Origin of the sequence: Shimia sagamensis, assembly GCF_900182745.1 — a bacterium.
In the GTDB taxonomy this organism is placed as follows: domain Bacteria; phylum Pseudomonadota; class Alphaproteobacteria; order Rhodobacterales; family Rhodobacteraceae; genus Shimia; species Shimia sagamensis.
In genome coordinates, this window is record NZ_FXTY01000006.1 from 77,495 (window position 1) to 89,830 (window position 12,336).

Genomic DNA, 12,336 nt, shown 5'->3' on the forward strand with positions numbered 1-12,336 from the left:
TGTGTGGGGGCTGACCCCCACCTATGTCTGTGTCCGGGGGCAGCGCCCCCGGTCTTGTCAATTATTCCACAACTTCCGCTGTCTCGAGCACCGCATGCAGCATCACATCCGTGCCCGCTGAGGCCCACTCTTTGCTGATGTCTTCGGCCTCATTGTGTGACAGCCCGTCGACACAAGGACACATGATCATAGCGGTCGGCGCCACATCGTTGATCCAGCAGGCGTCATGCCCGGCACCAGAGACAATATCCATGTGGCTGTAGCCGAGACGCTCCGCCGCCTCGCGCACCGCGCCCACACAAGCCTCATCAAAGGCGGGTGGATCAAACTGGCCAACAATCTCCCAGTCCAGCCCCACTTCGATCTCTTCACAGAGCTGCGGCGCTTTCTCGGCAAACTCTGCCAGCATCGCGTCAATCACCTCCTGCAGGTGGCTGCGGAAATCGATGGTGAAGACCACCTTGCCCGGAATGATGTTGCGCGAATTTGGATAGACATCCACATGCCCAATTGCGCCCACCGCGTTTGGTTGATGTTTCATCGCAATCTCATGCACCAGCTCGGTGATCCGCGCCAAGCCCCGCCCAGCGTTCTTGCGCATCGGCATTGGTGTGGACCCTGTGTGGCTTTCTTTGCCAGTCACTGTGCACTCAATCCAGCGCAGGCCCTGACCGTGGGTCACAACCCCAATGTCTTTGTTCTGGGCTTCCAGAATAGGCCCCTGCTCGATGTGCAATTCAAACATCGCATGCATCTTCCGCGCGCCAACTTCTTCGTCGCCAACCCAGCCAATCCGCTTGATCTCATCACCAAAGCTTTTGCCTTCAGCATCCACACGATCATAAGCCCAATCCTGTGTGTGGCGACCTGTGAACACGCCCGATGCCAGCATAGCGGGCGCATAACGTGTGCCTTCTTCGTTGGTCCAGTTGGTCACAACAATTGGGTGTTTGGTTTTGATGCCCAGATCATTCATCGTGCGCACAGCTTCCAAGCCGCCGAGCACACCCAGCACACCGTCATACTTGCCGCCAGTTGGCTGCGTATCCAGATGGCTGCCCATGTAGACCGGCAGCGCCTCAGGGTCTTCGCCCGGACGCGTGGCAAACATATTGCCCATCGTATCCACGCCCATGCTCATACCCGCAGCCTCACACCACGATTGGAACAGAGCCCGGCCTTCCGCATCTTCATCAGTCAAAGTCTGGCGATTGTTGCCACCGGCGATACCGGGGCCAATCTTGGCCATCTCCATCAGGCTGTCCCACAGCCGATCCGCGTTCACCTTGAGGTTCTCACCCGGTGCACCCATAGCATCTACTCCCTAATGTCTGGCCCGGGCTTGCGCCCATTTGGGCTGCCCTTGCTGGTGGGGCTCTTGATCTCACGGCCTTCCTGACCGTATGGTCAAAATCAGACGACCACACCCTGACCAACCGGTCAAGATTTTTTATCAGGGCTTTTTTGATGGCAGAGACCTCAGCGGCATCCCCCAAAGCGACCAGCAAAAAAATGCGCCGTCAGGAAGCAGAAGCGCTTATTTTGTCGGCAGCTGAAAAAGTCTTTGCTGAGGCAGGCTTTGGAGGCGCCACCATGCAGCTCATCGCTGACGTCGCCGGGTTGCCCAAGGCCAACCTGCATTATTACTTTCCAACCAAGGAGTTGCTCTATCGGCAGGTGGTGCAGAAAATCTTTCAGATCTGGCTTCAGGCAGCCGATATCTTTGATCAGGCCGACGGCCCGGAAGAAGGCATTGGCGCCTATATCGACGCCAAAATGGAGATCTCCCGCCGCCATGCGGACGGCTCCAAAGTCTGGGCCAGCGAGGTCATGCATGGGGCACCGGTGATTCAGGATTATCTGGAAACCACGCTCACCGACTGGACCAACGGGCGAATCGAGGTGATCGAACGCTGGATCGCCGAGGGCCGCATGGCGCCGATCGATCCGCGCCACCTGCTCTACATGCTTTGGGCCACCACCCAGCATTACGCTGACTTTGGCCACCAGATCGACACCCTTAACGGCGGCAGCCCTCTCAACGACAAACAGTGGGAAGCGGCCAAATCCAATATCAAAACCATCATCCTGCGCGGGATTGGTGCCACCGAGTAAGGCTTTCCTATCCTAAATCCCTGTAGACCCACGCCTTTGGCTGCATTAGCCTAAAAAGGCAAGAAATACGGAATGTTACCCATGGCCGAGGCATCAGCGCGCAAACCCAGCCGCATTCAGCAACGCAATCGCAAGCGCATCTTGGATGCCGCGCTAGAGGTGTTTTCACGCCACGGCTACCGCGGCGCCACGCTGGACCTGATCGCCGAAGAGGCCGGCCTGTCCAAGCCCAACATCCTTTATTATTTTGGCGGCAAAGAAGACATCCATGTCACCCTGCTCAACCAGCTGATGGAAACCTGGCTCGACCCGCTGGACCATATGGACCCGGACGGCGAACCGCTTGAAGAAATCCTCGGCTACGTGCACCGGAAATTGGAAATGAGCCGCGAATTCCCGCGCGAAAGCCGCCTCTTTGCCAATGAAATCTTGCAAGGCGCGCCGCGTATGGGGCCCCATCTGGAAAGCGACCTGAAACCGCTGGTCGACAAAAAGACCGCGCTTATTCGCACATGGATCGCTCAAGGCAAACTGGCCGACGTAGACCCGCGCCATCTGATGTTCTCGATCTGGGCCACCACCCAGCATTACGCCGATTTTGACGCGCAGGTTCAGGTGCTCAGTGACAGCGACACCGACGCGCTCGACGGTGCCGACACCTTCCTCGATCAGATGTTCCGCAAACTGCTGACTCCCTAGGCGGCTCACGCCCCTACATTCCACCAAGCCGAACAGTTTTGCGTGACGCATTGCGCCCGCCTCCTTGTGGCCTCCGCACAAAAAAAGCCGCCGCGACTGGGGAACCGCGACGGCTTGGAACAGGACGGAAAGCCCCTGCCATGCGGGAAGGGCATTCCCGCTTTGCTAAGGTTTACTCCGCAGCCGTTGACATCGGATTGTTTGGATGTGCTGTCCAATTTCCATAGTCAGCCTCAACCGGCTTGCCTGTGCGCTCATCCAATTCACCGGTCTCCAGCGTGCGCATGGTGATACAGTTTTCCACCGGACACACATTAACACAGAGGTTACACGCCACGCATTCGTCGTCTTTCACCGTGAAGACACGGTCTTCAGACATCTCAATCGCCTGGTGAGAGGTATCCTCACAGGCCGCGTAGCACCGGCCACAGCTGATGCAATCGTCTTGATTGATCTCCGCCTTAGTGATGTGGTTGAGGTTCAGATATTGCCAGTCAGTGACATTTGGTGTCGCCATGCCAACAAAATCTGCGGTGCTTTCATAGCCTTTCTCATCCATCCATTGGCTCAGACCAGAGATCATTTCTTGAACAATCTTAAAGCCATAGGTCATCGCCGCCGTACACACCTGCACATTGCCTGCACCCAGTGCTATAAACTCCGCCGCGTCACGCCACGTGGTGATGCCGCCAATACCCGAAATCGGCAGCTTCGCCGTCTCAGGGTTGCGTGCAATCTCTGCAACCATGTTGAGCGCGATTGGTTTCACCGCTGGACCACAGTAGCCGCCATGGGTGCCCTTGCCGTCAATCATCGGCTCCGGACTCATCGCATCCAAGTTTACAGTGGTGATCGAGTTGATTGTGTTGATCAGGCTGACCGCATCCGCCCCACCGCGCAGCGCTGCCTCTGCAGGATGCAGGATGTTGGTGATGTTGGGTGTCAGCTTCACAATCACCGGCAGGTCGGTGGCCTCTTTGCACCAGCGGGATACCATTTCGATGTACTCAGGCACCTGGCCAACCGCAGCACCCATACCGCGCTCCGCCATGCCGTGTGGACAGCCAAAGTTTAGCTCAAACCCGTCACAGCCGGTCTCCGCGATCATCGGAAGGATGCGTTTCCACTCATCCTCCTCGCAAGGCACCATGACCGAGGCAATCAACGCGTGATCGGGATAGTCCCGCTTCACGCGCGCCATTTCCTCAAGGTTCACTTCCAATGGACGGTCGGTGATCAGCTCGATGTTGTTCAAGCCAAGTAGCCGCCGATCCGCGCCGTGGATCGCCCCGTATCGCGGACCGTTCACATTGACAACGGGAGGACCTTCCGCACCCAAAGTTTTCCAGACTACGCCGCCCCAACCTGCTTCAAAGGCGCGGCGCACATTATACTCTTTATCCGTTGGCGGCGCCGAGGCGAGCCAGAACGGGTTGGGGGATTTGATCCCTACAAATTCACTTTCGAGATTGGCCATTCGCTTATCTCCCCTTACGCCGACAGTTTGGCGTGAATGTCTTCGGCCGCGTCACGACCCTCAGCCACCGCAGTCACGGTCAGATCATCGCCGCCTGTGGCACAATCGCCACCAGCCCAGATGCCATCCACGGACGTACGTCCGCTGTCATCCACTTTGATCTTGCCCCACTCCAGCGCAGGCAGGCCTTCACCTTCCAGCGTCTGGCCAATGGCTTTGAACACCTGATCCGCTTGTAAGCGCACGGTTTGTCCGGTCGGCTTCAAATCATTGTCGGTGTATTCAAGCTCGATCTCACGCACCGCACCATTGCCGATCACCCCTTTCGGCGAGGCGTTGGTGATGATCCGTACGCCTTTGGACGCCGCCAGATCCTGCTCAAACTCGGACGCATTCATCCGGTCTTTGCCACGACGATAGACCAGCGAGACGTTCAACGCGCCCAACAGCTTCGCCTGCACCGCAGCATCCACAGCGGTCATGCCGCCACCAATCACCACAACATCGCGACCAATCGCCATTTTACTCAGGTCATCCGCCTGACGCAGCTCTGCGATGAAATCCACCGCGTCATCCACGCCGTCTTTGTCTTCGCCATCCACGCCCAGCGCGTTCACGCCGCCAAGGCCTATGCCAAGGAACACCGCGTCAAACTCAGTTTTTAAACCCTCAAGAGACAGACCGTCGCCCAGCTTTTTGCCGGTTTCCACGGTAATACCGCCAATTTTCAAGAGCCAATCAACCTCACGCTCGGCAAAACTCTCGACTGATTTATAGGCCGCAATGCCAAATTCGTTCAGACCGCCCGCCTTAGCACGTGCATCATACACTGTGATGTCATGCCCATGCATCGCCAAACGGTGCGCTGCCGACAAACCGGCGGGACCGGCACCGACCACCGCAATCTTTTTGCCCGTGCTCGCCGCACGTTCAAACGGATGCTGTCCAGCGTCTACCAGCTTGTCGGTGGCATACCGTTGCAAACGACCAATCTCGACCGGATTGCCCTCCGCAGTTTCACGCACACAGACCTGCTCACAGAGCGTCTCTGTTGGACAAACACGGGCGCACATGCCGCCCAGAATGTTCTGATCAAAAATCGTCTTGGCCGCCGCTTCCGGCGTGCCGGTGGCGATCTGTCGAATGAACAGAGGAATATCAATATCTGTCGGACAGGCCGTCATACACGGCGCATCGTGACAGAAATAACACCGATCCGACGCCACAAGAGCCTCGTGATCATCAAAACGGGGGTGCAAATCCCCAAAGTTCTCGGTCAGTTCCACAGAGTCTAAACGCGCTGCTTGAATGCCGTTGCTAAACGGTGTGTTGGACATAGGACCTCCCCATACACCTTGTTGGCTACCCCCACAGGCTTGCACAGGTTTTTTGACCAATCAATAAAAAAATTTACCACATGGTCAAAAGATTGCGCAGCCACCCCAGTTGCCACACGATGGGCGTGATGCATAAAAACTCACCATTTTTCTAACATCCGCAAAGCGTTGCCTATTCCAGATCTGGCAGGCACAACAGTCCGTCCATGCGAGGCACAACTATGACGTTTTGATGAAATCATCCCAAATGTAAGACTATTTCTGCAAAAAACTCTTGTTTTCTGCCTGAGATTTTATCAGATGGTAGACGCGCAGTTTCTATTTTCGACCCCCTGCTCCTAACCGGCTCAGCTTTCGATCAAGATACCCGCCGGGTTGCCGCATGTTGCGGGCAGCACAAAACAAGGAGAACGACGATGGCTACTGGCACCGTCAAATGGTTCAACACCACCAAAGGCTTCGGCTTCATTGCACCTGACGAAGGCGGCAACGACGTATTTGTCCACATTTCTGCAGTTGAGCGTTCCGGCCTGACCGGTCTGGCCGACAACCAGAAAGTGAGCTACGAGCTGCAAGCTGGCCGTGATGGCCGCGAAAGCGCGATCGATCTGGCCCTGCTCTAAGCAGGTCTTGGACAAGCGATTTTTTGAAAGGCGCCCCTCGGGCGCCTTTTTGTTTGCAATTTTACGTTCCCGACGCCACCCTTTTCATCTCTTCCAAGGTCCGCTCTGCCGTTACTGTGGCGGAGTTTGGATTTTGCCCGGTGATCAGTCGCTCATCCACCACTGTGTGCTGCGCCAAAGGGATCATGGCCTTACTGTACTGCAACCCTCGATCCTTTAGCCGTTGCTCCATGTTATACGGCACCAGTCGCTTAACTCCGGCGATTCCTTCGTCAAAGTAAGAAAAACCCGTGCCCCGCTTGCCATCAATCAGGTAGGTTCCATCGCTCAAGAGCACTTCTTGCAGGGCCGCAACCCCATGACAAACCGCTGATACAACTTTGCCACCTTCATAGAAGTCTGCTGTTTTTGCGTGTAACTCTGAATTTTCAGCAAAATCCCACATGGCCCCGTGCCCACCGGCAAAATAGACCACATCGTAAGTTGCCCAGTTCACGTCCGAAATTGATTTTGTATTCTCAAGTAACGTCATAAACGCTGGATCTTGCCGGCGCTTTTTGGTCGCCTTGTCCATAACAAAGAAACCCAGACTTCGGCCATCTACATGGATCCTCCCCCCCTTTGGACTCACAATGTCCATCGCAATGCCCGCGGCTTCGAAGACATCATAAAAATGTGTCAGTTCAGACAGCCATAACCCGGTCGGCGCGGCCTTGGAGTTGTCAAATTTGGTGTGATTGGTCACGATGATCAGAACTTTGCTCATTCTCATGCCCTTTTTCTGGCGTACGACCTCAATGGATGTCGCATGGTTGATTTGATAGATCAAAACTATTTATACCGATCAGGGACAACAATTCCTCCCACGACCACAACTATCATGTATGAGATTCACCAATGCGCTTACCTCTCGCTATGCTCGAAATTTTCAATGCCATAGCCCAAGCCGGAAGCATGCGGGCGGCAGCTCAAACGCTGGGCATCAAACCCTCAACCGTGAGCCACCAATTAAAAAATCTCGAGCAACAGCTTGGGACCACATTGTTTATTCGCACCACCCGCGCCGTCAACTTAACCGAGGCAGGCCGCGCTCTGGCGCGCAATACAGAACCGGCTTTCTACCTGCTTGGCGATGGGCTTCACCAAGCAAAGACCGCTGGCCACACTGCCACGGGCGCGCTCAAACTGGCCGTCCCGGAGTTTGCCCTGTTCCTGCTCCTGCAAAAGAACCTGCCAGACTTTCAATGTGAGTACCCGGAAATTGAAATCGAGCTATCTGTGGATGATGCAATTTCGGACATTCTGGAGACCGGCTTCCACGCGGGGTTTCGTCTGGGCGGCGTCGTAGCACAAGACATGGTCGCAAAGCCGCTCACTCCGCCCTTAGAAACGGCGGTGGTCGCAAGTCCCAAATACCTTGCGACACACGGTATCCCCAAAACGCCCTCGGATTTACTGGCACATAATTGCCTTCGGTATCGGTTTCACAGTTCTGGCCTCATCGCCCCCTGGTCATTTCACGGAGCTGAAGGCCCTTATCCCGTGGATGTGCGCGGAAATCTGATTGCAAACTCGTTACCAGTGACCCTCGAACTGGCCAAACAAGGGCGCGGGATGGCTTTTGGGTTTCGTGATTACGTCTTAGAAGACCTAAACAGCGGAGATCTTGTTGAGGTGCTTCAAAACCACGTCGCTCCGGTTCCTGGAATTCACATCTATTTCCCACGCGAATACCGCACCATGATCCCCCTTCGTCTGCTCATTGAACATCTTCAAGCATAGACAACTCGGCGGCTCCAAACAGAAAAAGACGCAACCTTGCGGCTACGTCTTTTTTCTCTTCCTCTGGGAGGAAATGGTCGGGACGGCAAGATTCGAACTTGCGACCCCCTGTACCCAAAACAGGTGCGCTACCAGGCTGCGCTACGCCCCGACATGTGAAGCAGGGTTTACCTCCACTGTTCGGGAATGAAAACCCCCTAACAACGCCAGTTTGCTATTTCTTGCAAAAAATTTTTGTGGCGCATTTCACTGCCCACAGAAATGCCCATGGCCGCTGCCAACCCGCCATTAATTTCTAAAACATAGCGCACTTCGTCGCCGCCAAAAATCGGTGTTTCATCCAACGGAATTGCGTTGCTATGGATATGCTGAACCACCCCATGTTCGTCTGCGAATAGCATATCGAGAGGAATCAAAGTGTTCCGCATCCAGAAAGACGCCGATCGCGTGGTCTCATAGACAAAGAGCATGCCCGCGCTGCTTGGCATATGGGAGCGATTCATCAGCCCCTGTGCCCGTTCGGTCTCAGTGTCTGCCACATCTACGGAGAATCGCGCCTGCCCAAAGTCGCCGCGTATCAGCAAGCTGTCCTCGAGGCAGGCGTCTTCTGCTTGGGCAGGCAAGGAGATCACGAGCCCTGCCAGCAGCCCAAATATCCCAACGCCGATCCAGTGACCGGCGCCAAAGAGTGTTAGTCGTTTTCCAAAACCGCGTTTTCCCACGCCAATACCTCAGTTGCCATGCGACCACGTTTACCGTCGATCACACGCAGCGCCAAGGCCTCGCCTGGCTGCAGGTCAGACAGACCCGAGCGGCGCAACACTTCGATGTGCAGGAAAATATCTTCTGGACGGCCAAACACATTGGCAAAGCCAAAGCCCTTGCCCTTGTCGAACCACTTCACCCGCGCCGGTTCAAGCGGCGTCGCGCGAATGTCGTCCAGATCCATGCCTTCAAAATCGGACAGCGCCACCGGCGTCTCCGTTTCTGGTGCTTCGATCTTGAACACCTCCACGGCCTGTGCGCCGCGTTGGGTCACTTGCACGGACACATCAATTACGGAGCCATCCGCAACCGAGCTTTGGCCGAAGTTGCGCAACACATTTGCGTGCAACAAAATGTCCGGTCCACCGTCGTCTGAAATTATGAATCCGAAACCCTTGACCGGGTCGAACCATTTCACCACGCCCATCACCTGCGTGACGTCATTTTCTAGAGTACTCAATGCCTCAACCTTAGTTTGTATCATCCCCATGATCTGCGCGACTGTGCTGCATCACGACGACTTCGGCAAGCGCAAAATTTCCATGCTTTTCATGCGCTTGCCACTAAAGTTTTTAACTAATTAAGGGTTAAGGCGCTGAATTTCCCACGGTTTTTCAGGTGTTTCGCGTGTCCAGCGGAACCTATCGTGTAGCCGAAACGCCCCATCTGCCCAAAATTCGATTTCGGCAGGAATAAGCCGATACCCACCCCAAAAAGGCGGACGCTTCGGATGAGTGCCGTGCGCGGCTGTTATTTTTGCCACTTTTGCCATCAATTCTGTCCGAGAATTAAGCGGTTGGGACTGCTCAGAGGCCCAGGCACCCAGCTTGCTCTTCAAACTTCGCGACTCAAAATATGCATCTGCTTGAGGACCATCTTCCCGCCTAACGTGTCCTCTGACCCGAATCTGGCGGCGCAAGGATTTCCAGTGAATCACAAAAGACGCCTTGCCGGCCCCGTCCAGTTCCTGCGCTTTTGCACTGCCGTAATTTGTGTAGAACACAAACGCTGCGTCCTCGATGTCTTTCAAAAGCACCATTCGCGAATTTGGCATGCCTTCTGCATCCACGGTGGAAAGCGCAATCGCATTGGCATCATTTGGTTCACTCTTTTCAGCGTCAGCCAACCACATCCGCGCAATCTTTAATGGGTCATCTCCCGCAAAAATCCCAGCTCTCTCGCTCATAACTGCCTCCAAAATCATCATCCTGCCGCTCAGGCTAGGTAAATTCCAATCCCGCGAAGACCTTGATGCGACAGGGTCAATCGCCTAAACGTCACGCATAACCAAGTGGGACGGAGTTCACCGGATGTCAAATCAACTCATGGCAGGCAAACGCGGTCTGATTATGGGGCTTGCCAACGACAAGTCTATTGCCTGGGGCATTGCAAAGGCCTGCGCCGACGCTGGCGCCGAGCTGGCATTCTCATATATGGGCGACGCTTTCAAGAAACGTGTTGTCCCCCTAGCGGAACAACTCAATGTCGACACGCTTATTGACTGTGATGTGTCTGACCCAGCCTCTCTAGATGCGGCCTTTTCAGAAATCGAAGAGAAATGGGGCAAGATCGATTTCATCGTGCATGCGATTGGCTTCTCTGACAAAAACGAATTACGCGGTCGCTACGTGGAAACGTCCAAAGACAATTTCCTTATGACCATGGACATCTCCGTTTATTCGTTCACCGCCGTGATGCAGCGCGCCGAGAAAATGATGACAGACGGCGGCTCCGCTTTGACGCTCACGTACTACGGAGCTGAGCAAGTTATGCCACACTATAACGTCATGGGTGTGGCCAAGGCCGCATTAGAAGCTTCTGTGAAGTATCTTGCCGAAGACCTCGGCAAAGACGGCATCCGCGTAAACGCTATCTCTGCTGGTCCAATCAAAACCTTGGCCGCTTCCGGCATCGGGGATTTCCGTTACATCCTGAAATGGAACGAACTGAACTCACCCCTGCGTCGCAATGTTAGCATCGAAGACGTGGGCAACTCCGCGCTTTACCTGCTGTCAGATCTTGGCAGCGGTGTAACCGGCGAAAATCTGCACGTCGACGCAGGCTACCACGTCGTTGGTATGAAAGCCGTCGACGCGCCGGACATCGACGCCGTGGTTGGGCGTAAATGAGCCTCGCCGCCTTTGTCGCCGCCGTCTTTCTTTGTTTGATGGCCGCTGTCAGCCCCGGCCCGGCCGTGCTCATGGCTGCCCGTGTGGGTCTGCAACATGGCCTCAAAACCGGCGCTGCCTTATCTGTGGGAATTGGCCTCGGTGCGGTCTTCTGGGCCGCCTCCGCCCTCTTTGGCCTCGCGCTGCTGTTTGAATACGCGCCTTTCCTGCTGACGGTACTGAAATTCGGCGGCGCAGCCTTCCTGATCTGGACAGCCGTAAAAATGTGGCGTGCCGCAGATGAACCGCTGGTAGACAGCGACACCGATCTTGCCGCAACCACACCATTGGCTGCGTTGCGCCTCGGCATCTGGACCCAACTGGCCAACCCGAAGCCAGCCGTCTTTTTTGGCGCGGTTTTTGTTGGCACTGTGCCCACCGACGCCACCCCATTGGCGCTGGCCCTGCTGTTGGTATGCATCTTCCTTGGCGAGTTCCTCTGGAACACCTCCGTGGCGCGGCTGTTTTCTCTGGACCGCACGCGCAAGATCTACATCAGCTTAAAGCACCTGATTGACCGCGTCTTTGGGGGTCTGCTGGCCGCTTTGGGCATCAAGATCGCCGCGTTCTAAGCCGGCACCCCGATCATGCGCAAATTCCTCAAGGCCCTCTTTCTATTGCTCTGCATCACAAGCGCCTTGGGGATTCTTGCCCTCTACTACCGCCAACACCTACCCAATCCTGTCACCGAGATCATCTGGCCCCGCGACAACATCAAAGTGGTGCGCACCCGTCAAACGCCCATGTTGGAAACAGGCTTTGCCGCGCTCAACACCTCCCTTGGTGCCCCGATCTATATCCGGATTTTCAAAGAGGAGCGCGAACTGGAGCTCTGGGTGCACACCCCAGCCAACACCTATGCCCTCTTCAAAACCTACCCCATCTGCAACCACTCCGGCGGCCTTGGACCCAAACTTAAAGAGGGAGACCGACAATCGCCGGAGGGCTTCTATACCGTCACCAAGTCCGCTTTGAACCCCAACAGCAGCTACCACCTATCCTTCAATCTCGGCTTTCCCAACCGGTTTGACCGTGCACATGATCGCACCGGCAGCTTCCTGATGGTGCATGGCGACTGCGTTTCTATCGGCTGTTACGCCATGACCGATCCGGCCATTGAGGAAATCTACGTCGCGGTCGAAGAGGCACTTAAAGGTGGTCAATCCTCGATCCCGGTACACGCATTCCCATTCCGGCCGACGCCAAAGCGCATGGCCTTGGCCTCCGGCCAGCGTTGGGAAGCCTTCTGGCAGCAACTTGCCCCCGCCTACCACGCTTTCGCCGAAACAGGCCGGCCGCCATTGATCACTGTAGACAACGGCAGGTATCTCGTCACAACTTGGTAAACACGCAAACAGTTTGCGCCGCGT

At 55.6% G+C, this 12,336-nt stretch carries 14 protein-coding genes and 1 tRNA gene; 7 read left to right on the forward strand and 8 right to left on the reverse strand.

Translation table 11 applies throughout. From position 1 onward, the window contains the following. Positions 1–61 precede the first annotated feature (61 nt). The gene (locus QOL67_RS15740) at positions 62–1,312 is read right to left on the reverse strand and encodes a Zn-dependent hydrolase (protein ID WP_283426933.1); all 1,251 of its coding nucleotides are present in this window, start codon (positions 1,310–1,312) and stop codon (positions 62–64) included. Between the two features lie 155 nt (positions 1,313–1,467). On the opposite strand from QOL67_RS15740, the gene QOL67_RS15745 reads away from it, so the two are divergent. Both QOL67_RS15745 and QOL67_RS15750 read left to right on the forward strand, forming a co-directional pair. Beyond that, complete coding sequence (locus QOL67_RS15745; protein ID WP_283426934.1) at positions 1,468–2,115, forward strand: TetR/AcrR family transcriptional regulator; 648 nt, start codon at positions 1,468–1,470, stop codon at positions 2,113–2,115. Between the two features lie 81 nt (positions 2,116–2,196). Next, entirely contained in the window at positions 2,197–2,814 is a 618-nt protein-coding gene (locus tag QOL67_RS15750) for a TetR family transcriptional regulator C-terminal domain-containing protein (protein WP_283426935.1), read from the forward strand. Between the two features lie 172 nt (positions 2,815–2,986). Here QOL67_RS15750 and preA read toward each other — a convergent pair whose 3' ends face one another. Together preA and QOL67_RS15760 are read right to left on the reverse strand one after the other, a co-directional pair. Continuing rightward, positions 2,987–4,291 (reverse strand): NAD-dependent dihydropyrimidine dehydrogenase subunit PreA, encoded by a 1,305-nt coding sequence (gene preA / locus QOL67_RS15755; protein ID WP_283426936.1) that lies wholly within the window; start codon positions 4,289–4,291, stop codon positions 2,987–2,989. 14 nt (positions 4,292–4,305) lie between these two features. After that, on the reverse strand, positions 4,306–5,628 hold the full coding sequence (locus QOL67_RS15760) for an NAD(P)-dependent oxidoreductase (RefSeq protein WP_283426937.1): 1,323 nt from the start codon (positions 5,626–5,628) through the stop codon (positions 4,306–4,308). 416 nt (positions 5,629–6,044) lie between these two features. Between QOL67_RS15760 and QOL67_RS15765 the strand changes: the two genes are divergently transcribed. Further along, positions 6,045–6,251: a cold-shock protein gene (locus QOL67_RS15765; RefSeq protein WP_283426938.1), complete on the forward strand. Its 207-nt coding sequence runs from the start codon at positions 6,045–6,047 to the stop codon at positions 6,249–6,251. Between the two features lie 61 nt (positions 6,252–6,312). Here the strand turns inward: QOL67_RS15765 and QOL67_RS15770 are convergent, their stop codons facing one another. Continuing rightward, entirely contained in the window at positions 6,313–7,080 is a 768-nt protein-coding gene (locus QOL67_RS15770; RefSeq protein ID WP_283426939.1) for a type 1 glutamine amidotransferase domain-containing protein, read from the reverse strand. A gap of 68 nt (positions 7,081–7,148) precedes the next feature. Between QOL67_RS15770 and QOL67_RS15775 the strand changes: the two genes are divergently transcribed. After that, positions 7,149–8,033, forward strand: coding sequence for a LysR family transcriptional regulator (locus QOL67_RS15775; RefSeq protein ID WP_283426940.1), 885 nt, complete (start codon positions 7,149–7,151; stop codon positions 8,031–8,033). 74 nt (positions 8,034–8,107) lie between these two features. Here QOL67_RS15775 and QOL67_RS15780 read toward each other — a convergent pair. From QOL67_RS15780 to pdxH, 4 genes are all read right to left on the reverse strand, one after another. Further along, a tRNA-Pro gene (locus QOL67_RS15780) sits at positions 8,108–8,184 on the reverse strand. A 46-nt stretch (positions 8,185–8,230) separates the two neighbouring features. Beyond that, positions 8,231–8,677 carry a DUF192 domain-containing protein gene (locus QOL67_RS15785; RefSeq protein WP_283427108.1) on the reverse strand — a complete coding sequence of 149 codons (447 nt, stop codon included), beginning with the start codon at positions 8,675–8,677 and terminating at the stop codon, positions 8,231–8,233. A 47-nt stretch (positions 8,678–8,724) separates the two neighbouring features. Then, positions 8,725–9,282 carry a cold-shock protein gene (locus tag QOL67_RS15790; protein WP_283426941.1) on the reverse strand — a complete coding sequence of 186 codons (558 nt, stop codon included), beginning with the start codon at positions 9,280–9,282 and terminating at the stop codon, positions 8,725–8,727. Positions 9,283–9,378: 96 nt separating this feature from the next. Beyond that, positions 9,379–9,984: a pyridoxamine 5'-phosphate oxidase gene (pdxH, locus tag QOL67_RS15795; protein ID WP_283427109.1), complete on the reverse strand. Its 606-nt coding sequence runs from the start codon at positions 9,982–9,984 to the stop codon at positions 9,379–9,381. Between the two features lie 124 nt (positions 9,985–10,108). Between pdxH and fabI the strand changes: the two genes are divergently transcribed. The 3 genes from fabI to QOL67_RS15810 are packed head-to-tail and all read left to right on the forward strand — an operon-like array spanning position 10,109 to position 12,312. Continuing rightward, complete coding sequence (gene fabI / locus QOL67_RS15800) at positions 10,109–10,927, forward strand: enoyl-ACP reductase FabI (protein ID WP_283426942.1); 819 nt, start codon at positions 10,109–10,111, stop codon at positions 10,925–10,927. Then, positions 10,924–11,538, forward strand: a complete 615-nt coding sequence (locus QOL67_RS15805) for a LysE family translocator (RefSeq protein ID WP_283426943.1) — start codon at positions 10,924–10,926, stop codon at positions 11,536–11,538. Before fabI ends, QOL67_RS15805 begins: the two co-directional genes overlap by 4 nt. A gap of 15 nt (positions 11,539–11,553) precedes the next feature. After that, complete coding sequence (locus QOL67_RS15810; protein ID WP_283426944.1) at positions 11,554–12,312, forward strand: L,D-transpeptidase family protein; 759 nt, start codon at positions 11,554–11,556, stop codon at positions 12,310–12,312. The last annotated feature ends 24 nt before the right edge of the window (positions 12,313–12,336 follow it).

What these genes read in the sequence shown, in the direction of transcription:
- QOL67_RS15740 (WP_283426933.1), bottom strand. Translation starts at nt 1,312, where the DNA reads ATGGGTGCACCGGGTGAGAACCTCAAGGTGAACGCGGATCGGCTGTGG.
- QOL67_RS15745 (WP_283426934.1), top strand. Translation starts at nt 1,468, where the DNA reads ATGGCAGAGACCTCAGCGGCATCCCCCAAAGCGACCAGCAAAAAAATG.
- QOL67_RS15750 (WP_283426935.1), top strand. Translation starts at nt 2,197, where the DNA reads ATGGCCGAGGCATCAGCGCGCAAACCCAGCCGCATTCAGCAACGCAAT.
- preA (WP_283426936.1), bottom strand. Translation starts at nt 4,291, where the DNA reads ATGGCCAATCTCGAAAGTGAATTTGTAGGGATCAAATCCCCCAACCCG.
- QOL67_RS15760 (WP_283426937.1), bottom strand. Translation starts at nt 5,628, where the DNA reads ATGTCCAACACACCGTTTAGCAACGGCATTCAAGCAGCGCGTTTAGAC.
- QOL67_RS15765 (WP_283426938.1), top strand. Translation starts at nt 6,045, where the DNA reads ATGGCTACTGGCACCGTCAAATGGTTCAACACCACCAAAGGCTTCGGC.
- QOL67_RS15775 (WP_283426940.1), top strand. Translation starts at nt 7,149, where the DNA reads ATGCGCTTACCTCTCGCTATGCTCGAAATTTTCAATGCCATAGCCCAA.
- QOL67_RS15790 (WP_283426941.1), bottom strand. Translation starts at nt 9,282, where the DNA reads ATGATACAAACTAAGGTTGAGGCATTGAGTACTCTAGAAAATGACGTC.
- pdxH (WP_283427109.1), bottom strand. Translation starts at nt 9,984, where the DNA reads ATGAGCGAGAGAGCTGGGATTTTTGCGGGAGATGACCCATTAAAGATT.
- fabI (WP_283426942.1), top strand. Translation starts at nt 10,109, where the DNA reads ATGTCAAATCAACTCATGGCAGGCAAACGCGGTCTGATTATGGGGCTT.
- QOL67_RS15805 (WP_283426943.1), top strand. Translation starts at nt 10,924, where the DNA reads ATGAGCCTCGCCGCCTTTGTCGCCGCCGTCTTTCTTTGTTTGATGGCC.
- QOL67_RS15810 (WP_283426944.1), top strand. Translation starts at nt 11,554, where the DNA reads ATGCGCAAATTCCTCAAGGCCCTCTTTCTATTGCTCTGCATCACAAGC.